Origin of the sequence: Streptomyces sp. NBC_00554, assembly GCF_041431135.1 — a bacterium.
Lineage (GTDB): Bacteria > Actinomycetota > Actinomycetes > Streptomycetales > Streptomycetaceae > Streptomyces.
On the sequence record NZ_CP107799.1, the window covers coordinates 5,112,846 to 5,137,964 of the forward strand.

Consider the following 25,119-nt stretch of genomic DNA (forward strand, 5'->3'; position numbering starts at 1 on the left):
CGACGGGGACTGAACCGGGAAAGAAAGCTAGCCGTCTGCGGGGGAAAGCAGGCATCTTCCGACCGCGGAGGTGCGCAGACCGACCGAAAGATGTTCGAGGCGAGGCACACCCATGGACGCTCCGACCACCACGTCGGCCGACAACGGCACTTCCGGCGACAACGGCGGGGGCGGCTGGTTCACGCCGCGCAAGGATCCGGCACCGACGCCTGCCGGCGGTGAGCAGGAGCCGGAGGGGAGCCGTCTGGCCGCGCTGCGGCCGGTAGGGCGGCCGACCGAGAGCAGGGCGACGGACGGGAGTCGTGCCGGGCGTGGTCCCGGAGCCGGCGAGAGCTCACCCCCGCGGGAGCGAATACGGACCGTCGAGCCCTCGCAGACTGCTCACGCCCCGCGCCCTGAGGCCCCACCCGTCGCAGCGGCGCACCGCGAGCAGGAGCCCGAACCCGAAGCCGTACGACCGCACACGGCCCCTGCACGGCCCGAAGTCGTACGACCGCAGGCAGCCCCCACACAGCCTGAACCCGGCCCTCTGCAGCCCAGGCACGGCTCTCCCCGGGCCGACCACGGCGCTGCGCAGGCCGACCACGGCTCTCCGCGGCCCCAACCCGTCCCGGAGCAGCCCGCCCTCGCGCCGGAGCCGCGTGTGCCCGCTCAGAGTTCCGTGCCCACTCCTGAGGCGTCACCGGACGCCGTACTGATCCGCCGGACCATGGCCGAAGTCGGCTCCGTCGCCGACAAGGTCACGTCGTACTTCTACGCGCTGCTCTTCGTGCGTCACCCCGAACTCCGGTCACTGTTCCCCGCCGCGATGGACACCCAGCGGGACCGGCTGCTCAAGGCGCTGCTGACGGCCGCCGAGCACATCGACAACACCGAGGTGCTCGTCGCGTATCTGCAGAACCTCGGCCGTGGACACCGCAAGTACGGCACCCGGCCCGAGCACTACCCGGCCGTCGGGGAGTGCCTGATCGGTTCGCTCAGCCGGTTCGCCTCGGCGATCTGGGACCCCGAGACCGAGGCGGCCTGGGTCCGCGCGTACACGACGATCTCCCAGGTCATGATCGACGCGGCGGCCACGGACGAACTGCGAGCCCCGGCCTGGTGGTACGCCGAAGTGGTCTCGCACGACCTCAGGACCCCGGACGTCGCGGTCATCACCGTCCGGCCCGACCAGCCGTACCCCTTCCTCGCCGGGCAGTACACGAGCCTGGAGACGCCGTGGTGGCCGAGGATCTGGCGCCACTACTCGTTCGCCTCGGCGCCCCGCTCCGACGGGCTGCTGTCGTTCCATGTGAAGGCGGTTCCGGCGGGCTGGGTGTCCAACGCCCTGGTGCACCGCGCCCGGCCCGGCGACACCATCCGCCTCGGCCCGCCGACCGGTTCGATGACCGTCGACCACACCACCGACAGCGGACTGCTCTGTGTGGGCGGCGGCACCGGCATAGCGCCCATCAAGGCGCTGGTCGAGGATGTCGCCGAACACGGGGAGCGGCGCCCAGTCGAGGTCTTCTACGGCGCCCGCACCGATCACGATCTGTACGACATCGACACGATGCTGCGGCTCCAGCAGAGTCACCCGTGGCTCGCCGTACGCCCGGTCGTCGACCAGCAGGCCCATCTGCAACTGCCCGATGCCATACGTGAGTACGGGCCCTGGAACGAGTACGACGCCTACCTCTCGGGTCCGCCCGGGATGATCCGCAGCGGGGTGGACGCCCTCATGGACGTCGGTATCCCGTCGGACCGCATACGCCACGACTCGGTGGAGGAGCTCGTCGCGGCCGGGGACTGACCCCGGGCCCGCATCGGCCGGGTGTCAGCCCAGATCTGGCGCGTGCATCGCCCGTACACCCTCGATGTTCCCGTCGAGATAGTGCCGCAAGGACAGCGGTACGAGGTGGACGGACGCGATGCCGACCCGGGTGAACGGAACCCGCACGATCTCGTACTCACCGCAGGGCTCGTCGATTTCGGGGCCGTGCCGCAGCGCGGGATCCATGGACTCCAGACGGCAGACGAAGAAGTGCTGCACCTTCACGCCGGTCGCGCCGCCGTCGTCGCCGATGTGCTCGACGGTGTCGACGAAGCAGGGCACCACATCGATGACCTTGGCGCCGAGTTCCTCGTGCACTTCACGGTGGAGCGCGTCAACGACAGTCGTGTCCTCCGGTTCGACCCCGCCGCCCGGTGTGAGCCAGTAGGGGTCGACGCCGGGCTTGGTGCGCTTGATGAGGATCAGGTCGTCGCCATCGAGCAGGATGGCCCGGGCGGTGCGCTTGACCACGGGTCGGACGGTCATGGGAGGAATGTGGCCCGGTTGGTTCCACGTGAAACATCGTGAAGCCGCGAAGACGCCAGGAGAGAGCTCAGGAAGGGCGCCAGGAAGGGCCTCACGACCAGTCGGCCGCGGCGCGAAGGAGCCACTCATGCGCCCGTGCGATGTGCGGCATGGCCAGAGTGCCGGTGCGGACCACCAGAAAGTACGTACGCAGCGGGGGCACCGCCGGATCGAGGAGCGCCACGACATCGCCGCGTTCCAGGGCTGCGGCGCACAGATACCGGGGCAGCACGGTGACGCCCGCGCCAGAGGCGGCGCAGGCCAGCACCGCGCGGAGATCGGGCACGACGACGGTGCCTGAGGCAGCCGGACGGCAGTCGAAGACGGAGGCCCAGTAGCGGGCGACGAGCGGCAGGGACTCGTGTACCTCGACGACGGGGAAGTTCTCCAGCGCGTGGGCGCCCTTGCGGCGCAGCTTGCCCGGACCGATGCGGTCGGCCCAGCGGGGGGCGGCGACCAGGACGTGTTCCTCGTCGCAGAGCGGAGTCGCGGTGAGCAGCGCGCCGCGCGGTTGGGCTGTGGTGATGGCCAGATCATGGTGTCCTGCGGCGAGCCCCTCCAGGGTCTCCTCGGTGTTGCCGAAGGAGGCGCGCAGCGCGAAACCCTGGCCGTCGTCGCCCGTCAGCTCCGTAAGCGCGGGCAGGGCCCGTTCGGCGGTGAACTCAGGCGGCCCGGCGAGGTGCAGGGTGCGTAAGGAGGAGTCCTCGTCGAGCCCGGTCTCGGCGATCTCCACCAGGGCATCGAGATGTGGTGCGGCCTTGTGGGCGAGCTCGTCGCCGATGGTCGTGGGGGTCACGCCGCGGGCCTGACGCAGGAAGAGGGGCCTCCCCAACTGCCGCTCCAGTGCGCGGATCTGCGAGGTGACGGCCGGCTGCGAGAGTCCGAGCAGCGCGGCGGCGCGGGTGAAGGAACCGGCCCGGTGCACGGTCACAAACGTGCGCAGCAGCGCCAGATCCATGGTGCCCCTCCCCTCCCACCACCCCCGACAGAGGCCTAACTATAAATAAGTCGATAGGTCGCTGTCGCTACTGTGATTGGACACTGACACAGAGTCAACTAGCCTTGTTCGCGCGGTTCTTCGCGCGCAGAACCGGGACGGTCCGAGCCACGAGGGGGGAGGCTCGGACCGTCCGTTGTACGTAGCGAGGCACGAAGACCGGCAGGCCGGACAGGCCGGGGCGGCTGCTTATCGGCTGCTCAGGAAGAGTCCGGTCCGCGGACGGGTGAAGCTCAGTCCTCGGACTCGTCGAGCGCCCGCAGCACGTCCGCCACCAGATCCTCGGGATCCTCCGCGCCGGCGGAGAAACGGATGAAGCCCTCGGGCACCGCGTCGCCGCCCCACCGCCCGCGCCGTTCGGCCGTCGACCGCACTCCGCCGAAGCTCGTCGCGTCGTCCACCAGACGCAGCGCGTCGAGAAAACGATCGGCACGCGCGCGCGTGGGCAGCGTGAAGGACACCACGCACCCGAAGCGCCGCATCTGCTGCGCGGCGATCTTGTGCGAGGGGTCGTCGGGCAGTCCTGGATAGCGCAGTCCGGTCACCTCGGACCGGTTCCGCAGCGCCTCGGCGATCGTCAGGGCGTTGGCGGTCTGCCGGTCGGCGCGCAGTTGGAGCGTGGCGAGCGAGCGATGCGCGAGCCATGCCTCCATGGGCCCGGGGATCGCGCCGACCACCTTTCGCCAGCGCCGTACGGGAGCCATCAGAGCGGCGTCGCGCGCGGTGACGTATCCCAGGAGGATGTCGCCGTGCCCGGTGAGCATCTTGGTGCCGCTGGCCACGGAGAAGTCGGCGCCCAGCTCCAGCGGGCGCTGCCCGAGCGGAGTGGCGAGGGTGTTGTCGACGGCGACGAGGGTGCCCTGCGCGTGTGCCGCCGCGACGAGCCGCCGTATGTCGCACACGTCGAGACCCGGGTTCGACGGAGTCTCGATCCACAGCAGTTTCGCGCCGTCGAGTACGTCGAGCTGGGCGTCGCCGCCGGTCGGGGCGGTGCGCACCTCGATGCCGTACGCGGTCAGCTGCTCGCGCACCAGCGGCAGCACCTGGTAGCCGTCGTCGGGCAGTACCACGATGTCGCCGGCACGCAGCTGTGAGAAGAGCGTTGCCGAGATGGCGGCCATGCCCGAGGGGAAGGCGAGCGTCTCGACGCCGTCCTGACCGGGGGCCTCCAGCTCGCCGATGGCGCGTTCCAAGAGTGTCCAGGTCGGGTTCTCGTCGCGGCCGTAGGTGTACGGGCCTGTGGGCTCCCCCGGCAGATGGAAGTGCGCGGCGAAGACCGGACCCGGGAGCGTCGGCTCGTACTTGACGGGTTCGGGCAGCCCGGCCCGCACCGCGCGGGTGCCGTCACCGCTTCCCGTAACGAAATCCCCTGACGTCATGCCGCCCGTCCTTCCACTCGGTCCTGCACGGCGGCGAGCAGCCCGAGGCTCGCCGCCTCCACCATCTCAAGACACTCCTCGAAGCCGTCCATACGTCCGTAATACGGATCGGGAACGTCCAGGTCGGAGCCGGCGGCAGGGTCGTAGGAACGCAGCAGCCGGACCTTCTCCGCGTCCTGAGGAGTGGGTGCGAGCTGGCGCAGCGCCTTGAGATGGCCGGAGTCGAGGGCGATGACGAGGTCGAGGCGGGCGAACCACGAGGCCTGGAACTGCCGGGCCGTATGGTCGCCCTCGTAGCCGTTCGCCTCCAGCACGGCGACGGTGCGCGGGTCGGCGCCGTCGCCCTCGTGCCAGCCGCCCGTGCCCGCGCTGTCGACCTCGACCAGGCCGTCGAGCCCGGCCTCGGTTATGCGGGCGCGGAAGACGGACTCGGCCATCGGGGAGCGGCAGATGTTGCCTGTGCAGACGAAGCAGACGCGATAGGTCATGGGGTGTACTCAGTCCTTGCCGTCGGGCAGGACGACGTTGAGCGCCCAGGACACGATCGAGATGATCAGGCCGCCCAGGACCGCGGTCCAGAAGCCGTCGACGTGGAAACTCAGGTCGAGCTTGTCGGCCAGCCATGAGGTGAGCAGCAGCATCAGGGCGTTGACCACCAGGGTGATCAGGCCGAGCGTGAGGATGAAGAGCGGGAAGGTCAGCACCTTCACGAGGGGCTTGACCAGGAAGTTCACCAGGCCGAACACCAGTGCCACGAGCAGGAGCGTGCCGATCTTCTTCCAGGTGTTGTCACCGGTCAGGGTGATCTTGTCGAGCACCCAGACGGCGATGGCGAGGGCCGCCGCGTTGGCGATCGTCTTGACTACGAAATTCTTCATGTGTCTGATCGTGGCAGAAGAGATCGACTGGCGAGCGCGGCTGTGGACAGAGCAGACGGCGTACGAGAGCGGACGAGGACGATGAAGGCATTCCGGCTGGATGAACTGGAGGCGGAACGCGCCGCCAACGACGGCGCCTACCTGCAGTTTCTGCGCGAGCGGAACATGTCGGTCGGCCTCTACGCGCTCGACGCGGGCGATCAGGACCCGCAGCGGCCGCACCAGCAGGACGAGGTGTACTTCATCGTGAGCGGACGTGCCTCGATCACGGTCGGCCTGGAGACCACGCAGGTGGCGCGCGGCAGCGTCGTCTACGTACCCGCGGGGGTCGCCCACAAGTTCCATCACATCACCGAGGACCTGCGGGTTCTGGTGGTGTTCTCTCCGCCCGAGAGCTGACCTCCGTCTCAGGGTTCCCTAGGGGAACGGTCAGGGGGGAACAAGGGATGCGAGGCCTCCGCCGGGCCTCTCCCGGCCCTAGCATCGAGTGCGAGACATCAGAGAACCCGGAATCAGTGCCCCGGACTTGGGGCGACGGGCGGAGAGGCAAGGACAAGGGCGATGCGAGAGATCTTCAACGGGATGCCGTGGTGGGTGAAGTGGGTCGCGGTGCCGGTCATCGCCCTCGTGGTGTTCGGCGGCCTGATAGCGACCGTCGTCGGCTTCGTCATCGGTCTGCTCTTCAAGGCGCTGATCTTCGTCGCGCTGGTCGGCGGACTGATCTACGTCGTGCGGAAGTTCACGACGAGTTCGTCGTCGCGCAGTGACTGGTGAGGCGTGAGTGACGCGTGAGCGGGCGAGCGATCGGTAACGGGTAGGCAATCGGTAACGGGTGAACCCGTAAAGGGAAGCCGAGGTTCCCTCGGGCGAGGGAAGTTTTCCGGCGGGGCCGTCTGCGAGCGGTGGCGGGCGGTTAAAGTCCGGAAGCTCGACGCGGGGTCGACCCCGCGGGCAGCGCACACTTCCCTCCCGTGTCCCCCCGCACGGGCGGTTCCCCTCGCGCTCAGGGAGTGCCCCTTGGCCACGGTTGACACCGCACCCGCAACCTCGCACGCTGCACCCGTCCAGCGATCCGGCGCTCCCGCTGGGTCACGCGTCCCGCCGGCCCAGCCACGCACATCGCCCGCAGAGGCACACCTGGCACAGGCTTCGCCGGCAGAGGCGCACGGCGCAGGGGCCCCGACCGCCGAGGCAGACACTCCGCCAGCGGGGACGCGGACCCAGCCCGAGGCCGCACACGCCCTGCTCTCGGGGTCACGAACGCCCCCGGCAGAGGCCGCGCCCCTGGAGCCGCACCCCACGACCCTCATCGGCTCCGTGCAGCGGGCGATGCGCCTTCTGGAGGCCGTCTCGGCGCGCGAGCACGGAGCGCCCGCCAAACAACTGGCCCGGGAGGCAGGACTCGCGCTGCCGACGGCGTACCACCTGCTGCGCACTCTGGCCCACGAGGGCTATCTACGCCGCGAGAAGGGGCTGTTCTTCCTCGGCGAGGCCGCCGAGCGGTTGAGCAGCAGCGGGGCCCAGCAGAAACGTCGCAGCACGATGAGCGACGCGCTCGCACACTGGCGCGATTCGATCGGTGTACCGGTGTACTACGCGACGTACCGCGACGGCGAGATCGAGATCATGTGCGTCGCCGACAGCCCGGGCAATCCCGCGGTCGAGGAGTGGGCCGACTTCCGTGAGACCGCGCACGCCCACGCGATCGGACAGTGCCTGTTGTCACAGCTGGACGAGAAGGCCCGCAGGGATCACCTCGACCGCTATCCAGTGCAGTCGATCACCCCGTACACGGTGCGCGACAGCGACAGCCTGTTGCGGCGCCTGGAGCGCGTCGGCCGGATGGAGCCCGTGATCGAACGGCAGGAGTACGCGCTGGGCACGGTCTGCGCCGCGATTCCCATCACGGCCGGCACCACCGCGTCGACCATGGCCATCTCCGTACCGTCGCACCAGGCCGACCGACTGCTCCCCGCCGCGCGCCGGTTGCAGGGCGAAATCGGCAGGCTGCTAGGGACACTCGCCATCTCTATCAGTATCTGAAAACTCACTCCTTGTGATCTGCCGTGTACGTTGAGCAAGATTTCAGCAGTGTCAGGGGGACTATTCCTGGCCAGTCGACGGCAAACGGCGGGGTAGGCGATGCGCGAGTCGGTGCAGGCAGAGGTCATGATGAGCTTCCTCGTGTCGGAGGAGCTTTCCTTCCGCATTCCGGTGGAGCTGCGATACGAGACCTGTGATCCGTATGCCGTGCGGCTGACCTTTCATTTGCCCGGTGACGCGCCCGTGACCTGGGCGTTCGGGCGGGAGTTGCTGGTCGACGGCGTGGGCCGGCCGTGTGGCGACGGTGATGTGCACATCGCGCCCGCCGACCCGGACGCGTTCGGTGAGGTGCTGATCCGGCTTCAAGTGGGCGGCGATCACGCGCTGTTCCGGTCCGGGGCGGCGCCGCTCGTGGCGTTCCTCGACCGTACGGACAAGCTCGTGCCGCTCGGGCAGGAGCGTTCCCTCGCGGACTTCGACACACATCTCGACGAGGCGCTGGACCGCATCCTGGCGGAGGAGCAGAGCGCGGGCTGAAGCGCCTTCGATGCCCCCATGTGGAGTAACGCTTCCTCAAGTGGTCACGGTCTCGGCCACCGGAACTCGGCACCAGGGGACGGGCCACTGGACGGAGCCAAGTGGCCGGAGGGCCGGGCGACTTCAGTGCTTGCGGCGGCGACCCTTCCCGCCCCGTACCGGCGTCCTGGCCCCCACCGGCTCAGCAGGGGCGGTGGGAGCCTCCGGTCGGCCGGCCGGAGCCCCGGGGCGGTCGGCCGAGACCACCAGGGCGGCCAGCAGGGTGGTGACCGGTACCGCGGCGACCAGGCCGATCGAGCCGACCAGCGTGCGCACGATCTCCTCGGCGACCAGTTCGCTGTTGGCGACCGTGCCCACGCTGCTCTCCGCGATCGAGAAGAGCAGCAGCAGCGGCAGCGCCGCGCCCGCGTACGCCAGGACGAGCGTGTTGACGACCGACGCGATGTGGTCGCGGCCGATGCGGATGCCCGCGCGGTACAGCCCGCGCCAGCCCATCGAAGGGTTCGCCTCGTGCAGTTCCCAGACCGCGGAGGTCTGCGTCACCGTCACGTCGTCGAGCACACCGAGCGAACCGATGATGATGCCCGCGAGCAGCAGACCGCTCATGTCGATGGACGGATAAAGGCCGTGGATCAGACCGGTGTTGTCGTCGGTGTTCCCGGTGAGTGACGCCCAGTCGATGAACCCGGAGCCGAGCAGCCCGATCAGCAGCAGCGAGAGCAGCGTGCCGATCACCGCCACCGAGGTCCGCGCCGACAGCCCATGGCACATGTAGAGCGCGATCAGCATGATGGCACTGGATCCGACGACCGCCACGACCAGCGGGTTCGAGCCCTGCAGGATCGCGGGCAGGATGAAGAGCGTCAGGATCATGAAGCTGACGGCCAGCGCGATCAGCGCCATGACGCCGCGCATCCGCCCCACGACCACGACGACCAGCGCGAAGATCCCGGCGAGCACCGTCATCGGGATCCTGCGGTTCACATCGGTGACCGAGTACTGCAAGTCCTTGGGCGCGGAGGGCTCGTACGCGACCACGACCTTCTGGCCCTCGTGCAACTGGCGTGACTGGTCCGGCTGGACGATCTCGGTGAACGTACGGCCCTTGTCGTCGCCGGTGTCGACCCGGATCGTCGCCTTCTTGCAGTCGCCCGTCGCCTGCTGCTGCGCGGAGGAGCCCTCGGCGGTGGACGTGTCGCCGGTCGGCGTCTCCCCCGAGGCGTTCACGGAATCGCAGTCCACCTTGTCGACCTTGGTGACCGTCGCCTGCTGGGTCTGCCGGTCGAAACCGACACCGGTGCGCTCGTGCCCCGGGGCGCCGCCCGGCCAGAGCACCACGAGACCCACGACGACCGCGGCGGCGAAGGGGATCAGCACCGCGCCGATGACCTTGCGCAGATGCTTGGAGACGGGAGCGGCGGGGCCATGGCTGTGACTGTGCGAGTGTCCGTGGCCGTCGCCCGGTCCGTGCCCGCCACCGGATCCCTGCCCGCCGCCCGGCCTTTGACCGTCGCCGGGTCCTCCGCCACCGCCCGGACCGTGTCCGTGGCCGTCGCCAGGACCATGTCCGTGGGGCGGCTCGGACGGCGGAATCGGGGGCTGCTGCATCGTGGTCACCGACCGATCATCGCAAGAACGGACAGGGCCCACTGTTCAGCGCGCCCGATGTGACGCTAGCGTGGAGGCACCTTTGCACACGCGGGAGCTCGGAGCACCGGGCTGAGAGGGCGCTGACCTTCGTCGTAGCGATGTTTCACATGAAACATCGGCAGACGGAAGCCGCTGCGTCGACCGCCGAACCTGTTACCGGGTAATGCCGGCGTAGGGAGTAGGTCTCATGACCAACAAGGACGCACGCACGCCTGCCTCCAGCCAGACGGACGGGGTTTCCGCACCGTCCCAGAACGGCGAGGCCGGGCAGTCCATCGGCTGGCACAAGGCGTATGTCGGGGGTTCGCGCCCCGACCTGCGGGTGCCGGTCCGTCAGGTGCACCTCACCAACGGGCAGTCCGTCACGCTGTACGACACCTCCGGCCCGTACACCGATCCGACCGTCGACACCGATGTGCGCCGGGGTCTGGCGCCGCTGCGCGAGAACTGGATCATCGCCCGCGGCGACACCGAGGAGTACGCGGGGCGCCCGCTCCGCCCCGAGGACGACGGGATCAAGCACACCTCACCGCGCGGAGGTCTCCGCAACCTCGACGCGGTCTTCCCGGGGCGGCCGCGCCAGCCGCGCCGGGGCCGCTCCGGACTGGCTGTGACGCAGCTCGCGTACGCCCGTCGCGGCGAGATCACGCCCGAGATGGAGTTCGTGGCGGTCCGCGAGAACGTGGACGCCGAGGTCGTACGCGAGGAGATCGCCGCCGGTCGCGCGGTGCTGCCCGTGAACGTCAACCACCCGGAGATCGAGCCGATGATCATCGGCAAGCGGTTCCTGGTGAAGGTCAACGCCAACATCGGCAACTCCGCGGTGACCTCCTCGATCGAGGAGGAGGTGGACAAGATGACCTGGGCTACGAAGTGGGGTGCCGACACGGTCATGGACCTGTCCACCGGCCGTAACATCCACACCACCCGCGAGTGGGTGCTGCGCAACTCCCCCGTCCCCATCGGCACGGTTCCGCTCTACCAGGCGTTGGAGAAGGTGGACGGCCGCGCCGAGGAGCTGACCTGGGACATCTACAAGGACACGGTCATCGAGCAGGCCGAGCAGGGCGTGGACTACATGACGGTCCACGCGGGCGTGCGCCTGCCGTTCGTGCCGCTGACCGCGAACCGCAAGACCGGCATCGTCTCGCGCGGCGGCTCGATCATGGCGGCCTGGTGCCTGGCGCACCACCAGGAGAGCTTCCTCTACGAGAACTTCGAGGAGCTCTGCGAGATCCTCGCGGCGTACGACGTCACCTACTCGCTCGGCGACGGGCTGCGGCCCGGGTCGATCGCGGACGCCAACGACGCGGCGCAGTTCGCGGAGTTGAGGACGCTCGGGGAACTCAACACGATCGCGAAGCGTTTCAATGTTCAGACCATGATCGAAGGCCCGGGACATGTCCCGATGCACAAGATCAAGGAGAACATCGACCTTCAGCAGGAGATCTGTGATGAAGCTCCGTTCTATACGCTCGGCCCGCTGACGACGGACGTCGCGCCTGCGTACGACCACATCACCTCCGGCATCGGTGCCGCGATGATCGCCTGGTGGGGCACGGCCATGCTCTGCTACGTCACGCCCAAGGAGCACCTGGGCCTGCCCAACCGTGACGACGTCAAGACCGGCGTCATCACCTACAAGATCGCCGCCCACGCAGCCGACCTCGCCAAGGGGCACCCAGGTGCGCAGGTATGGGACGACGCGTTGTCCGACGCCCGCTTCGAGTTCCGCTGGGAGGACCAGTTCAACCTGGCCCTCGACCCGGACACGGCACGGGAGTTCCACGACGAGACACTGCCGGCCGAGCCGGCCAAGACGGCCCACTTCTGCTCCATGTGCGGGCCGAAGTTCTGCTCCATGAAGATCTCGCACGACATCCGACGCGAGCACGGAGGCACGCAGACGGAGATCGAGGAGGGTATGGCTCAGAAGTCCAAGGAGTTCGCCGCCGCGGGCAATCGGGTCTATCTGCCGTTGGCGGACTGAGGCCGCGCGTACGAGGGGTGTGGTGGCCGGGGTCGTCCGATGCGCGGAGTTGTGCGCGTATGTGTATCGGACGGCTCCGGTGCCGGGTTCTCTCGGCAGACTGGGCGCATGACATCCACATCCATGAGCAAGGGTGCCAATCTTCCTGTCGAGGCCGGGGCCGTACACGTGGTGCTCGGCTGGTCCGGGGGGTCCGGTGCGCCGGACGCCGATGCCTCCGCGCTGCTGCTCGGTGCGGGTGGACGGGTGCGGGACGACGGGGACTTCGTCTTCTACAACCAGCCGCAGCACGCCTCCCGTGCCGTACGTCATCTCGGGAAGCGGCAGGACGCCGGGGCCACGACGGACACGGTCGAGGTCGACCTGCGTGCCCTGGAGCCGGACATCGAGAGGGTCGTCCTGTGCGCCTCGGCCGACGGGGGCACCTTCGGTGAGCTGTCCGGGCTGACGCTGAGGCTGCTCGACGCCGGGACGCGGGACGAGCTCGCGTACTTCGAGATGGAGGCCACGACGGAGACGGCGTTCATCGGTGGTGAGTTGTATCTGCGGGGCGGTCGGTGGAAGTTCCGTGCGGTCGGACAGGGGTATGCGTCCGGACTCGCGGGCCTGGCCACCGACTTCGGGATCAGTGTGGATGAGGAGCCGGAGGCCGCCGTAGCCTCGCCGACCGTCGCCCCGGCGGCCGCTGCGACTCCCACTGCAAGGGCTACGCCGCCGGCCGCTCCCACGCCCACGCCTGCGCCAACGCCCTCAGCCCCCGCACCCCCTCCGCAGAGCAGCCCTCGCCTCACCAAGGGCGAGGAGCAGCTGCCCCTGGACATGCGCAAGCGGCTCTCCCTGCGCAAGGAGCAGGTGGCGGTCAGTCTGAAGAAGCACGGTGCGGCGGGGGTCAGGGCGCGCGTCATTCTGGTCCTCGACGCCTCCGGATCCATGTCAGGGCTGTACTACAAGGGCGTCGTCGCAGACGTGGTGGAGCGGATGGTCGCGGTCGCCGCGGAGTTGGACGACGACGGGGTGATGCAGGCATGGACGTTCGCGTCCCACCCCGCCCGGCTGCCGGATCTGAGCCCGGGGGAACTGCCGGAGTGGCTGGAGCTTCATGTCCGGGTCGGTGAACTGACCCTGTTCCGGCGGAGCAAGAAGCCACGCAAGGGTCTGCGGCCGGGGCAGGTGGACATGCGGGCGGTCGGCATCCAGAACGAGGAGCAGAGGGTGATCGCCGAGGTCCGTGCGTACGTCCGCGAGCACCCGGCCGCCGATCCCACCCTGGTGCTGTTCTTCTCCGACGGCGGTGTCTACCGGAACAAGGAGATCGAGAAGGAGCTGCGGGAGGCGGTGGAGGAGCCGGTCTTCTGGCAGTTCGTGGGCTTGGGCCGGTCCAACTACGGCGTGCTGGAGCGGTTCGACGAGCTGCCGGGCAGGCGCGTCGACAACGTGGGATTCTTCGCCGTCGACGACATCGCCGGCCTTCCGGACCCGGAGTTGTACGACCGGCTGCTGTCCCAGTTCCCGGCCTGGGTGACCGCGGCACGACAGCTGGGCATCGTCTGACCCGCGTACGAGCGGCCAGGGCCGGGCCCGCGCCGGTGCGGCGCGGGCCCGGTTCTCCGTCACGCGACCGTCCCCGGATGTCGGCGTACCGGGGTCACTCCGGCTGGTGTTCAGGCCCTCCGAAGTCCGGGCTCGAGAAGTCCGGGCTGGAGTAGCTGGGCCGTGGGCCTGCCGCCGGGCCGCCGTCGGGGCTGCTGAACCCCGGCCGGTTGTAGCCGAGTTGCGGCATGCGGCTGATCGGCGTGGGCGACGTACGGCCCATTGCCGCCGCGCCCGGATCCGCGAGTGCCTCCCTGAGGAACGGCAGGATGCCGCGCGCCAGCAGGGCATCGCGCCAGGCTTCCCTGGCCCGGGCGACCTGTTCGTCGAGCTCGCCGCGCGCTCCGGCCTGGAGCGAGGACGAGCCGTTGCGCAGTGCCGTGAGAAGCAGTCCGACCGCGGCGACCAGAATCGCGACCGCCGTGACCGCGCCGAAGACCCACCCGGTGGTCAGGAGGGTCTTGGCGAACGCCGGCTCGGGGTCGAGCATCTTCAGGATGTACCCCACGAGCAGGAAGATCGCCGCGGCTGTGCCGGCGAGGACGGGGGCGAGCACCGCGACGACGGCGATGGCGCCCGCTCCGGCTGTCTCGGTGACCTCCCCCACGGTGGCGGCGAGCCCCATCGCGCTCGAGCCCGGCTCCGCGGAGCCGGCCTCCTCGCGAACGGGCGGGGTGGTCGGCGCCGGATGGCGCAGTTCCTCACGGACCTTCACGTAGTGCTGGTACTCGGCCGTCGCGGCCGCCGTGATGAGCGCGGTGGCGTTGAGTGCCATGGTGCGCAGTTGTTCCGGGTTGAGCCGCTGGCCGACAGCGGCGAGTTCCGGGCGGTGTGGTGCGGAGCGCAGCGCCTCATCGAGGATCCGCTCGTATTCCTGGCGGTCCTCGCTCAGCAGGTGCTGCGGAACGCTGTTCATCTGCATCCCCCGATGCTCCGTAGGGCTGATGGCTCGCACGCTGACGAGCCGTTGGGCAGAAACGGAGGGGAGCCTGCTACGGATAGTCCGATGGTAGAGCGGTGACGGCACGCCGTGACAGGGGGTTTCCAGAAATTGCCCCCTGGCCAGCGCAGTCCTCCGTGGGGGGACGCCTGCCCGTTGAACCCTCAGTTATCCAATGGCAGTTGCTGGACCAGCAGTTTTCCGGCCATGGTCACGCCGCCGTCCATCGCGATGGCCAGTCCGTCGGCGTAGAGATGCGGACCTTCGACGATGGGGCCCGTACTGTCTTCGCCGTCCTCCGAGCCCACTTCGCCGAGCAGGTACGGGATGGGGCTGTGGCCATGGACGATGCGCGTGCCGCCGTATGCGTCAAGGAGGGAACGCACGGCCTCGGCGCCGCCGTCGTCGCGGAAGGCGAAGCGCTTGGTGAACTTGCGGAACAGGTCCCAGCACTCGTCCGCGTCATTGCGGGTGAGGGTTTCGCGGATGGTGTCGTTGAGCGCCTCGATCGAGTCGCCGTAGTCGAGGTAGGCGGTGGTGTCGGAGTGCACCAGGAGGTGTCCGTCGACCAGCTCCATGGCGTCCAGGCGGGCCATCCACTGCAGATGATGGTCCTGGAGACGGTCCATGTCGGTCTTCTGGCCGCCGTTGAGCAGCCAGGCGGCCTGGAAGGTGGCGGTGCCCGCGCCGGAGTTGACGGGGGTGTCGCCGAAGCGCTTGGCGCCGAGCAGCAGCAGCTCGTGGTTGCCCATGAGCGCCTTGCAGTAGCCGCCGGCCGCGGCCGCCTCGGCGGACAGCCGCATCACCAGGTCGATCACGCCGATGCCGTCCGGGCCGCGGTCGGTGAAGTCGCCGAGGAACCACAGGCGCGCGGTCCCGGCGGACCAGTTGCCCGCGGAGTCGATGAGGCCCTGCTCCTGGAGCGCGGCGACGAGCTGGTCGAGGTAGCCGTGCACATCGCCTACGACGTACAGCGGCCCCGGTCCGTCGGTGGTCTCCGGAGCGGCGGGGTCAACGGCGATCTGAACCGTGTCACCCCGGTTGATGACCGGCAGGTCACGTCGCGTGGGCGTGTAGCCCTCGGGCTCCTCGACGGGCCCCGCACCCTCGTCGGGTGGCGTGTTCTGTGCGTACGGACCGGTCTCGTGGACGTACGCGGGCACCCGGAAGTCGCGCAGCGTCGCCGCCCGCGCCAGCTCGGGTCCCTGACCGGCCCCCTGAGTCATCGACCCCTCCACCACCATCGCGCCGCATCTGCACCGGATCGGACTGCCTGGTCGCAGCGGCCCGCGGTGTCGTGGGCCCATCATAGGAATGCGGATCGCGCCATGTGATGACCCAGGGGTGGTGAATCGGGGCAGGAGCCCAGTTCACCGGGGTTTTTGCCCGAATTGGGCGGGGCTTTCCCCGCCCTTTCTTTACCGGGCGTCAACCTTTCTCGGGTGATCGGGGCGGACTCACCGTCGTACGCGGCGGACGGCGTTCGGAGGAGGTCCGCACGATCAGCTCGGTCGGTATCACCTGCTCGACCGGTTGGTCCGATTCGACCCCCTCGATCGCGTCGATGAGGAGCTGGACCACCGCTGTGCCGATTCGGCGCGGTTTGAGGGAGAGCGTGGTGATCGGCGGCTCGGTGTTCGCGTAGACGGTGGACTCGCTGCAGCAGACGAGGAGCAGGTCGTCCGGTACGCGCAGGCCGTAGCGTCTGGCGGCGGCCAGCAGGTCGGTGCCGTTCGGGTCGAAGAGCCCGTAGACGGCGTCGGGGCGGTCGGGCCGCGCGAGCAGCCGGTCGGCGGCGACGGCTCCCGCGCACGGATCGTGCGCCGGGTAGGCCTCGTACACCGGATCCTGGCCCACTCGCTCGCACCAGCGCAGGTAAGCGGTGGTGGAGAGGTGGGTGTAGGTGTCGGTGGTGGTGCCGGTGAGGAGGCCGATCCGGCGGGCGCCGGCGTCGGCCAGGTGGTCGAGGATGCCCAGGACCGCGGCCTCGTGGTCGTTGTCCACCCAGGCGGTGACCGGCAGTGAGCCGGCCGGGCGGCCGTCGGAGACGACCGGTAAGCCCTGGCGGACCAGCTCGCTGACGACCGGGTCGTGGTCGGACGGGTCGATGACCACGGTTCCGTCCAGGGCGACGTTGGACCACACGTCGTGCCGCGAGGTCGCGGGGAGGATGACCAGGGCGTAGCCCCGGGCCAGCGCGGCCGACGTGGCGGCTCTGGCCATCTCCGCGAAGTACGCGAACTCGGTGAAGGTGAAAGGTTCATCCCCGTACGTCGTCACGGTCAGGCCGATGAGGCCCGACTTGCCGGTACGGAGGGTTCGGGCCGCGGCCGACGGGCGGTAGCCCAGCCGGTCGGCGACCTCGCGGACATGGCGTCGGGTGGCGTCCGGGAGCCGGCCCTTGCCGTTGAGGGCGTCGGAGACGGTCGTGATGGACACTCCGGCGGCTGCGGCCACATCTCTGATGCCCGCCCGGCCCGGCCGACCGCCGCGGCGGGTTGTCTCCGCCCGGCTCACCTGGTGCTTCCCTGCTGCTGTCATGGCGAGCCGATAGTAGGGCTCATGCGGTGGGGTAGTGCGGACGCATATGCACTCGTTGACAGGCACGTTTCTGCATGGTCGAAATGGGTCAACTGCCTTGGAAAGGAAGGTAGTTGAACGATCCAATGGCAGGACGTGACTTGTCGGCGCGCATGGGCCTGCCAAGAGGGCCATGTTTCGAAGAGGTCTCAACTCACCTTCACGAGGGATGCGCGCTACGGCGTGAGCCACCGGCGCGCAGCGGGAACAGCAGCGCGCCCCCCGTTTCGTACACCTTCGTACGGGATGATCACCAAGGTCGTTCACGGCGGCGAGGTGGTTGTCCACAGGCCATTCGCAGTGGCGACGAATCCTCATAAGGTGAGAAGCATTGGTAGCCGGTGGTGGTCATGAGCCGGCGGTGGTCGCGAGGAGGACTGCGGTGAGCGAGACGAGCCCCAAGCTGCGTGCCGAGCTGGAGGGTATCCCCACCTACAAGCCCGGCAAGCCTGCCGCGCCCGGTGGTGCGGTGGCGTACAAGCTGTCCTCCAACGAGAACCCGTATCCGCCGCTGCCCGGTGTGCTGGAGAGCGTGGCCGCCGCGAGTGGATCCTTCAACCGCTACCCCGACATGGCGTGCACGGGGCTGATGAACGAACTGTCGGACCGCTTCGGAGTGCCGCTCTCGGACCTGGCCACCGGCACCGGCTCCGTCGGGGTCGCGCAGCAGCTCGTGCAGGCCACCAGCGGCCCCGGCGACGAGATCATCTATGCCTGGCGGTCCTTCGAGGCGTATCCGATCATCGCGCAGGTCAGCGGGGCGACCTCGGTGCAGGTGCCGCTGACGCCGGGCGAGGTGCACGACCTGGACGCGATGGCGGACGCGATCACCGACCGGACCCGGCTGATCTTCGTCTGCAACCCCAACAACCCGACGGGGACCGTGGTGCGCCGGGCCGAGCTGGAGCGGTTCCTCGACCGGGTGCCCGGTGATGTGCTGGTGGTCCTGGACGAGGCGTACCGCGAGTTCATCCGCGACGCCGAGGTGCCGGACGGCGTCGCGATCTACCGCGAGCGGCCCAACGTCTGCGTGCTGCGCACCTTCTCCAAGGCGTACGGCCTCGCGGGTCTGCGGGTCGGTTTCGCGATCGCCCATGAGCCGGTGGCTGCGGCGCTCCGCAAGACGGCGGTGCCTTTCGGCGTGAGCCAGCTCGCGCAGGACGCCGCGGTCGCCTCGCTGCGCGCCGAGGACGAACTGCTCGGCCGGGTCGGCTCGCTGGTGTCCGAGCGGGTGCGGGTGCTCGAGACGCTGCGCGGACAGGGCTGGACGGTGCCCGAGACGCAGGCCAACTTCGTGTGGCTGCGGCTGGGGGAGCGCACGCTCGACTTCGCCGCCGCCTGTGAGCAGGCCGGGGTCGTCGTGCGGCCCTTCGCCGGCGAGGGGGTCCGGGTGACGATCGGCGAGAACGAGGCGAACGACATCTTCCTCAAGGCGACGGAGGCGTTCCGCAAGGAGCTCTAGGGCCCCGGGCGGTTCTTGGCCCTCCAGGAGTTCTACGCGTACGGGGTCGCCGTCGCGCACGGTGGCGAGCGTGCGGGGGTCGCCGTCGACGCGGCCCAGGATGTTGCAGGGCTCGCGAGGCGGCATTCGGTGCCCCGCGACATCGGCGTGCGCTCGTAGGGGAGCGCGAGGGCGTCTCCGTCGGTCCAGAAGGCCACCGTGCCGGGTTCTACGACCTGTTGGGCGCCGGCCTCGCGGGCGACGGAGACGCCGGTGTCGAAGTAGACCTCCTTGCCCCAGGTGCGGGCTGTGGAGGTGAGCGGCAGTGCCTTGGCGAGGGCCTGGTTCGAACCGGCCTCTTCTTGTCGACAATGCGTCCGTGACCAGCGGATCCACGCTTAGGCACCCCCACCTGTCAACCCTCGAACGGCCATGCGGCATACTTGCTTGTGAATGTGAACGCGTTCACAAGCGTGTCCCGGTTGCTCCCATGATGTACGCGACAAAGGGGGCAAACTGCCGCTGTACCACGGCGATGTAAGGAGACTGACGACGTGGAATTGGCTCTGGCGCCGGAGACTCTGGCGCGATGGCAGTTCGGTATTACCACCGTCTACCACTTCCTCTTCGTCCCCCTGACGATCTCGCTCGCCGCACTCACGGCGATCCTGGAGACCGCCTGGGTGCGAACAGGCAAGGAGCACTACCTCAGGGCGACCAAGTTCTGGGGAAAGCTGTTTCTGATCAATATCGCCATGGGTGTCGTGACCGGCATCGTGCAGGAGTTCCAGTTCGGCATGAACTGGTCCGACTACTCGCGCTTCGTCGGTGACGTCTTCGGCGCCCCGCTCGCCTTCGAGGCCCTGATCGCCTTCTTCTTCGAGTCCACCTTCATCGGGCTGTGGATCTTCGGCTGGGACAAGCTGCCGAAGAAGATCCACCTCGCCTGCATCTGGATGGTCTCGATCGGCACGATCCTGTCGGCGTACTTCATCATGGCGGCCAACTCCTTCATGCAGCATCCGGTCGGCTACCGGATCGTGAAGAAGGCCGACGGCAGCACGCGGGCCGAACTCACCGACTTCCCCAAGGTGCTCTTCCAGGAGACGGCGCTCGTCAACTTCTGGCACGTCATCAGCGCTTCCATCCTGGTCGGCGGCGCCTTCATGACCGGCATCGCCATCTTCCATCTCCGCAAGAAGCAGCACATCCGCACCATGCGGATGTCGCTGCGGCTTGGGTTGATCACCGCGCTCGTCGGCACGATCCTCACCGTCGTCAGCGCCGACACCCTCGGCAAGGTGATGTACGAGCAGCAGCCGATGAAGATGTCGGCCGCCGAAGCGCTGTGGGACGCCGAACAGCCCGCGCCCTTCTCGCTCTTCGCGTACGGCGATGTCGCCGAGGGCCACAACACGGTCGCCATAGAGATCCCGGGGCTGCTGTCCTTCCTCGCCAAGAACGACTTCAACGCCAGGATCCCCGGCATCAACGACCTCAACAAGGCCGAGCAGGAGAAGTACGGGCCCGGCGACTACCGCCCCAACATCCCCACCGCCTACTGGGCGTACCGCTGGATGATCGGCTTCGGCGGGGTCTCGATGGCCCTGTGCACCGTCGGCCTCTGGCTGACCCGGCGGAAGTTCTGGCTGGCGGCGGAACACCGCACCGGGGACGAGGACGTGCCGAAGCTCATGCTCACCAAGCGCATGGAGCTGACGCCGAAGCTGGGCGTCTGGTGGTGGCGACTGTCCCAGTGGACGCTGATCTTCCCGATCATCGGTATCTCCTGGGGCTGGATCTTCACCGAGACGGGACGTCAGCCCTGGGTGGTGTACGGCCTGTTGAAGACCAAGGACGCGGTCTCGCCGGGAGTCTCGCAGGGCGAGGTGCTGACCTCGCTGATCGTGTTCACCCTGATCTACGCGATCCTCGCGGTCGTCGAGGTGAAGCTGATGGTCAAGTACGTCAAGGCCGGACCGCCCGAGCTCACCGAAGCCGACCTCAACCCGCCCACGAAGATCGGCGGCGACTCCAGTGACGCCGACAAGCCGATGGCCTTCTCCTACTAGGCCCAGGGAGCTGCTGAGTCATGGAACTCCACGACGTCTGGTTCGTCCTCATCGCGGTCCTCTGGACCGGCTACTTCTTCCTGGAGGGCTTCGACTTCGGGGTCGGCATCCTCACCAAGCTGCTGGCCCGCGACCGCACCGAGAAGCGGGTCCTCATCAACACCATCGGACCCGTCTGGGACGGCAACGAGGTGTGGCTGCTCTCCGCAGGCGGCGCGACCTTCGCCGCCTTCCCCGAGTGGTACGCCACGCTCTTCTCGGGCTTCTACATGCCGCTGCTGCTCATCCTGGTCTGCCTGATCGTGCGCGGTGTCGCCTTCGAGTACCGGGTGAAGCGGCCCGAGGAGAACTGGCAGCGCAACTGGGAGAACGCGATCTTCTGGACCTCGCTGATCCCCGCGTTCATGTGGGGCGTGGCCTTCGGCAACATCGTGCGCGGCGTGAAGATCGACCAGCACTTCGAGTACGTGGGCAACTTCTGGGATCTGCTCAACCCGTACGCGATCCTCGGCGGCCTGGTCACACTGACGCTGTTCACCTTCCACGGGACGGTGTTCGTCGGGCTCAAGACCGTCGGAGACATCCGGGCGCGGGCACGGAAGCTGGCGCTGCAACTCGGTCTGGTGACGGCCGTGTTGGCTGTTGTCTTCCTGATCTGGACCCAGGTCGACAACGGCGACGGCAAGTCCCTGGTCGCGGTGATCGTGGCGGTGGCCTCGCTCGTCGTCGCTCTGGTGGCGGTCAGGGCGGGGCGTGAGGGCTGGGCGTTCATGCTGTCGGGGCTCACCATCGTGGCGGCCGTCGCGATGCTCTTCCTGTCGCTCTTCCCGAACGTCATGCCGTCCTCGCTCAATGACGAGTGGAGCCTGACGGTCACCAACGCGTCGTCGAGCCCGTACACCCTGAGGATCATGACCTGGTGTGCGGGGATCGCCACGCCGATCGTCCTGCTCTACCAGTCGTGGACGTACTGGGTGTTCCGCAAGCGGATCGGTACGCAGCACATCGCCGCGGATGCCGCGCACTGAGTCCTCCGAAGCGCGCTGAGTCCGGCTGAGCGTGCCGAGTCCGACTAACGGCATGTTTCACGTGAAACATGCCTGATGACCCAAGGGTGTGTTTCACGTGAAACCAATCGACCCGCGTCTGCTTCGGTACGCCCGCGCCACTCGCTTCTTTCTCGCGGCGGTTGTCGGTCTGGGGGTCGCCGGGGCGGCGCTGGTCATTGCCCAGGCGATGCTCATCGCCGAAGTGGTGGTCGGCGCCTTTCAGCACGGCCACTCGGTCGCTGAACTCCGCACACCGCTGGGCTTGTTGGTACTGGTCGCGGTGGGTCGGGCGGTCATCTCCTGGCTCACCGAGCTCGCCGCTCACCGGGCGAGCGCGGCGGTCAAGTCGGAGTTGCGGGGGCGGCTGCTGGAGCGGGCTGCGCTGCTCGGTCCCGGCTGGCTGAGTGGGCAGCGGACGGGCTCGCTGGTCGCCCTCGCCACACGGGGAGTTGACGCGCTCGACGACTACTTCTCGCGCTATCTGCCGCAGTTGGGGCTCGCGGTGGTGGTCCCCGTGGCGGTGCTCGCGCGGATCGTCACCGAGGACTGGGTGTCGGCGGCCATCATCGCCGGCACGCTTCCTCTGATCCCCGTCTTCATGGTGCTGATCGGCTGGGCCACCCGGAGCCAGATGGACCGTCAGTGGCGGCTGCTGTCCCGGCTTTCGGGGCACTTCCTGGACGTCGTCGCGGGACTGCCCACGCTCAAGGTGTTCGGACGGGCCAAGGCGCAGGCCGAGTCGATCCGGAAGATCACCGGCGAGTACCGGCAGGCGACCATGCGGACGCTGCGGATCGCCTTCCTGTCGTCCTTCGCGCTGGAACTGCTCGCCACGATCTCCGTCGCACTGGTCGCGGTGACCATCGGGATGCGGCTCGTCCATGGCGAGATGGACCTGTACGTGGGGCTCGTCATCCTCGTTCTCGCGCCTGAGGCGTATCTGCCGCTGCGGCAGGTCGGGGCGCAGTACCACGCCGCCGCCGAGGGGCTTTCGGCGGCGGAGGAGATCTTCTCCGTGCTGGAGACCCCGGTGGCCGCCACCGGCTCGCTCCCCGCGCCGGAGGGCGGGATCGCCTTCGAGGGCGTGACCGTGCGGTACCCGGGGCGCTCCGGGGATGCGGTCTCGGACGTCTCCTTCACGGTCGGGTCCGGTGAGACGGTGGCGCTTGTCGGGCCGAGCGGTGTGGGCAAGTCGACGCTGCTGAACGTACTGCTGGGATTCGTGGAGCCCGTCGGGGGGCGGGTGCGGATCGGGGGAGTCGATCTCTCCGAGGTCGACCTGACGGACTGGCGCTCGCGGGTCGCCTGGGTGCCGCAGCGGCCCCACCTGTACGCGCAGTCCATCGCCGAGAACGTACGGCTGGCGCGGCCCGACGCGGACGATGCGGCGGTGCGGCGGGCGCTGGCCGACGCGGGCGCCGCCGGATTCGTCGACGCGCTGCCCGACGGGTTCGACACGGTGCTCGGCGAGGACGGTGCCGGGCTGTCGGCCGGCCAGCGCCAACGCCTCGCCCTGGCCCGGGCGTTCCTCGCGGACCGCCCGGTGCTGCTCCTCGACGAGCCGACGGCCGCGCTTGACGGGGCGACGGAGACCGAGGTCGTGGAGGCGGTGCGGCGGCTCGCTGTCGGGCGGACGGTGCTGTTGGTGGTGCACCGGCCGGCGTTGCTGGGGGTGGCGGATCGGGTGGTGCGGCTGGAGCCGGGGGCGCCTGGCGCGGCAGTTCCGGCGTCCAGGGTGCCTGTGCCGGCGTCCGCTTCCGTGCACGCCGGAGGCGCGCCGGAGTTCTGGGCGGTTGAGGCGGCGAGTGCGCCCGCGGCAGCCGGGGAGGAGTCGCACCTGTCCCGGCGAGGGCGTGGGGGCGTGCTCGCTTGTGTCCGTGCCATGGCTGTCCCCCGGCGTGGGTCGCTCGTCCTCGCGCTCCTGCTGGGCAGTCTGGCGCTCGGGAGTGCCGTCGGGTTGATGGCCACTTCCGGGTGGCTCATCTCGCGGGCCTCTCAGCAGCCGCCGGTGATGTATCTGATGGTGGCCGTGACGGCCACCCGGGCGTTCGGGATCGGGCGGGCCGTGTTCCGGTACACGGAGCGGCTCGTGTCGCACGACGCGGTGCTGCGGATGCTGGCCGACACCCGGGTCGCCGTGTACCGGCGCCTTGAGCGGCTGGCGCCCGCGGGGCTGCGGACGACCCGGCGCGGTGATCTGCTGTCGCGGCTCGTCGCCGACGTGGACGCGGTGCAGGACTACTGGCTGCGGTGGCTGCTGCCCGTCGGTGCCGCGGTTCTCGTGTCCGCCGGCTCCGTCGGCTTCACCGCCTGGCTGCTGCCCGAGGCCGGTGCCGTTCTCGCCGTGGGGCTGCTGGCGGCCGGGGCCGGCGTGCCGCTGGTGACCGGCGCCGTGGCGCGTCGTGCGGAGCGACGGCTCGCACCGGCGCGCGGCGTCCTGGCGACACGGGTGGCCGATCTACTCACGGGAACGGCCGAGTTGACGGTCGCGGGTGCGCTGCCCGCCCGTACCGCCGAGACGCGGCGGGCCGACTCGGTGCTCACCCGTATCGCCTCCCGGGCCGCCACCGCGACCGCGCTCGGCGACGGGCTCACGGCGCTGGTGTCCGGGCTGACCGTGGCGGCCGCCGCCCTCGTGGGCGCCCAGGCCGTCGCCACCGGGCGACTGAGCGGCGTGGCGATGGCCGTCGTCGTCCTCACCCCGCTGGCCGCTCTCGAGGCCGTCCTCGGGCTGCCGCTCGCCGTCCAGCACAGGCAGCGGGTGCGCAAGAGCGCGGAGCGGGTGTACGAGGTGCTGGACGCCCCCGATCCCGTACGCGAACCGGAGGACCCGGCACAGGCACCCGCGTCCGCGTTCCCCCTGGTGCTCAAGGAACTGGGCGCCCGTCACACCGGACAGGACCGCGACGCGCTCGCCGGGTTCGATCTGACCCTCGAACAGGGGCGCAGGGTAGCTGTCGTGGGTTCCTCAGGGGCCGGAAAGACCACGCTCGCGCAGGTGCTGCTGCGGTTCCTGGACGCGGGGACGGGGTCGTACACGCTGGGCGGTGTGGACGCGTACGAGATGGACGGGGACGCCGTACGCCGGATGGTCGGGCTCTGTGCCCAGGACGCGCACCTCTTCGACAGCTCGGTTCGCGAGAACCTGCTGCTGGCCCGGAAGGACGCGACGGAGGTCGAACTGCGGGACGCGCTCGGGCGGGCCCGGCTCCTCGACTGGGCCGACGGGCTGCCCGACGGGCTCGACACGCTCATCGGAGAGCACGGGGCCCGGCTGTCCGGGGGCCAGCGTCAGCGTCTCGCGCTCGCCCGCGCGCTGCTCGCCGATTTCCCCGTTCTCGTCCTCGACGAGCCCGCGGAACACCTCGACCTGCCGACGGCCGACGCGCTCACCGCCGATCTGGTGGCCGCGACCGAGGGCCGTACGACACTGCTGATCACCCACCGCCTGGCCGGGCTGGAAGCGGTGGACGAGGTGATCGTGCTGGCGGAGGGCCGGGTGGCCCAGCGGGGGCCGTACGCGGAACTGGCGGCTGTCGAGGGTCCGCTGCGGGAGATGGTGGACCGGGAGGCGGCGGGGGATCTGCTGGTCGGTGCGGTGGCTCACTGACCGTGCCGTGCCTCGCGGCTCTGTC

At 69.3% G+C, this 25,119-nt stretch carries 20 protein-coding genes, 1 pseudogene and 1 riboswitch; of the genes and pseudogenes, 11 read left to right on the top strand and 10 right to left on the bottom strand.

All coding sequences use genetic code 11. The features are described 5' to 3' along the window. Positions 1–112 precede the first annotated feature (112 nt). Positions 113–1,792: a globin domain-containing protein gene (locus OG266_RS22410; protein ID WP_371548031.1), complete on the top strand. Its 1,680-nt coding sequence runs from the start codon at positions 113–115 to the stop codon at positions 1,790–1,792. A 24-nt stretch (positions 1,793–1,816) separates the two neighbouring features. Here the strand turns inward: OG266_RS22410 and OG266_RS22415 are convergent, their stop codons facing one another. The 5 genes from OG266_RS22415 to OG266_RS22435 all read right to left on the bottom strand — a co-directional run bounded on the left by OG266_RS22415 (position 1,817) and on the right by OG266_RS22435 (position 5,592). After that, positions 1,817–2,299 (bottom strand): NUDIX hydrolase, encoded by a 483-nt coding sequence (locus OG266_RS22415; protein ID WP_329546657.1) that lies wholly within the window; start codon positions 2,297–2,299, stop codon positions 1,817–1,819. A gap of 91 nt (positions 2,300–2,390) precedes the next feature. Then, the gene (locus OG266_RS22420) at positions 2,391–3,296 is read right to left on the bottom strand and encodes a LysR family transcriptional regulator (RefSeq protein ID WP_266458520.1); all 906 of its coding nucleotides are present in this window, start codon (positions 3,294–3,296) and stop codon (positions 2,391–2,393) included. Between the two features lie 272 nt (positions 3,297–3,568). Continuing rightward, positions 3,569–4,714 (bottom strand): cystathionine gamma-lyase, encoded by a 1,146-nt coding sequence (locus tag OG266_RS22425; protein ID WP_329546658.1) that lies wholly within the window; start codon positions 4,712–4,714, stop codon positions 3,569–3,571. Beyond that, complete coding sequence (locus tag OG266_RS22430) at positions 4,711–5,202, bottom strand: low molecular weight protein-tyrosine-phosphatase (protein ID WP_371548034.1); 492 nt, start codon at positions 5,200–5,202, stop codon at positions 4,711–4,713. Before OG266_RS22430 ends, OG266_RS22425 begins: the two co-directional genes overlap by 4 nt. A gap of 9 nt (positions 5,203–5,211) precedes the next feature. Then, positions 5,212–5,592, bottom strand: coding sequence for a phage holin family protein (locus OG266_RS22435; RefSeq protein WP_371548036.1), 381 nt, complete (start codon positions 5,590–5,592; stop codon positions 5,212–5,214). Positions 5,593–5,673: 81 nt separating this feature from the next. On the opposite strand from OG266_RS22435, the gene OG266_RS22440 reads away from it, so the two are divergent. From OG266_RS22440 to OG266_RS22455, 4 genes are all read left to right on the top strand, one after another. Beyond that, positions 5,674–5,991, top strand: coding sequence for a cupin domain-containing protein (locus tag OG266_RS22440; RefSeq protein WP_266458532.1), 318 nt, complete (start codon positions 5,674–5,676; stop codon positions 5,989–5,991). A 162-nt stretch (positions 5,992–6,153) separates the two neighbouring features. Beyond that, positions 6,154–6,366 (top strand): DUF5326 family protein, encoded by a 213-nt coding sequence (locus OG266_RS22445; RefSeq protein WP_266458534.1) that lies wholly within the window; start codon positions 6,154–6,156, stop codon positions 6,364–6,366. Positions 6,367–6,909: 543 nt separating this feature from the next. After that, positions 6,910–7,635, top strand: coding sequence for an IclR family transcriptional regulator (locus OG266_RS22450; RefSeq protein WP_371548039.1), 726 nt, complete (start codon positions 6,910–6,912; stop codon positions 7,633–7,635). Between the two features lie 99 nt (positions 7,636–7,734). After that, a complete protein-coding gene (locus OG266_RS22455) occupies positions 7,735–8,172 on the top strand; it encodes an SsgA family sporulation/cell division regulator (protein ID WP_266458537.1) in 438 nt (145 codons plus the stop codon). 123 nt (positions 8,173–8,295) lie between these two features. Here OG266_RS22455 and OG266_RS22460 read toward each other — a convergent pair whose 3' ends face one another. Then, entirely contained in the window at positions 8,296–9,789 is a 1,494-nt protein-coding gene (locus OG266_RS22460; protein WP_371548041.1) for a YibE/F family protein, read from the bottom strand. A gap of 71 nt (positions 9,790–9,860) precedes the next feature. After that, positions 9,861–10,017, top strand: a riboswitch (TPP riboswitch). Here OG266_RS22460 and thiC point away from each other — a divergent pair. Further along, positions 10,010–11,812, top strand: coding sequence for a phosphomethylpyrimidine synthase ThiC (thiC, locus tag OG266_RS22465; protein WP_266458543.1), 1,803 nt, complete (start codon positions 10,010–10,012; stop codon positions 11,810–11,812). (Overlaps the previous riboswitch by 8 nt.) A gap of 108 nt (positions 11,813–11,920) precedes the next feature. Continuing rightward, complete coding sequence (locus OG266_RS22470; protein ID WP_371548044.1) at positions 11,921–13,363, top strand: VWA domain-containing protein; 1,443 nt, start codon at positions 11,921–11,923, stop codon at positions 13,361–13,363. Between the two features lie 94 nt (positions 13,364–13,457). Here the strand turns inward: OG266_RS22470 and OG266_RS22475 are convergent, their stop codons facing one another. The 3 genes from OG266_RS22475 to OG266_RS22485 all read right to left on the bottom strand — a co-directional run bounded on the left by OG266_RS22475 (position 13,458) and on the right by OG266_RS22485 (position 16,883). Further along, the gene (locus tag OG266_RS22475; RefSeq protein WP_266458549.1) at positions 13,458–14,324 is read right to left on the bottom strand and encodes a hypothetical protein; all 867 of its coding nucleotides are present in this window, start codon (positions 14,322–14,324) and stop codon (positions 13,458–13,460) included. 182 nt (positions 14,325–14,506) lie between these two features. Continuing rightward, positions 14,507–15,583 (bottom strand): metallophosphoesterase, encoded by a 1,077-nt coding sequence (locus OG266_RS22480; protein ID WP_371552900.1) that lies wholly within the window; start codon positions 15,581–15,583, stop codon positions 14,507–14,509. Positions 15,584–15,770: 187 nt separating this feature from the next. Next, positions 15,771–16,883 carry a LacI family DNA-binding transcriptional regulator gene (locus OG266_RS22485; RefSeq protein WP_266458552.1) on the bottom strand — a complete coding sequence of 371 codons (1,113 nt, stop codon included), beginning with the start codon at positions 16,881–16,883 and terminating at the stop codon, positions 15,771–15,773. A 421-nt stretch (positions 16,884–17,304) separates the two neighbouring features. Between OG266_RS22485 and hisC the strand changes: the two genes are divergently transcribed. Further along, a complete protein-coding gene (gene hisC / locus OG266_RS22490) occupies positions 17,305–18,384 on the top strand; it encodes a histidinol-phosphate transaminase (protein WP_266458555.1) in 1,080 nt (359 codons plus the stop codon). Between the two features lie 21 nt (positions 18,385–18,405). On the opposite strand, the pseudogene OG266_RS22495 reads toward hisC, so the two are convergent. Further along, positions 18,406–18,707 (bottom strand): annotated as a pseudogene (locus OG266_RS22495) (cyclophilin-like family protein); the annotation flags it as partial. Positions 18,708–18,917: 210 nt separating this feature from the next. Here OG266_RS22495 and OG266_RS22500 point away from each other — a divergent pair. From OG266_RS22500 to cydD, 3 genes are all read left to right on the top strand, one after another. After that, positions 18,918–20,435, top strand: coding sequence for a cytochrome ubiquinol oxidase subunit I (locus OG266_RS22500; RefSeq protein WP_371548047.1), 1,518 nt, complete (start codon positions 18,918–18,920; stop codon positions 20,433–20,435). Positions 20,436–20,455: 20 nt separating this feature from the next. Beyond that, positions 20,456–21,463, top strand: coding sequence for a cytochrome d ubiquinol oxidase subunit II (cydB, locus tag OG266_RS22505; RefSeq protein WP_266458561.1), 1,008 nt, complete (start codon positions 20,456–20,458; stop codon positions 21,461–21,463). A 97-nt stretch (positions 21,464–21,560) separates the two neighbouring features. After that, complete coding sequence (gene cydD, locus OG266_RS22510; RefSeq protein ID WP_371548049.1) at positions 21,561–25,094, top strand: thiol reductant ABC exporter subunit CydD; 3,534 nt, start codon at positions 21,561–21,563, stop codon at positions 25,092–25,094. Positions 25,095–25,119: the final 25 nt, after the last annotated feature.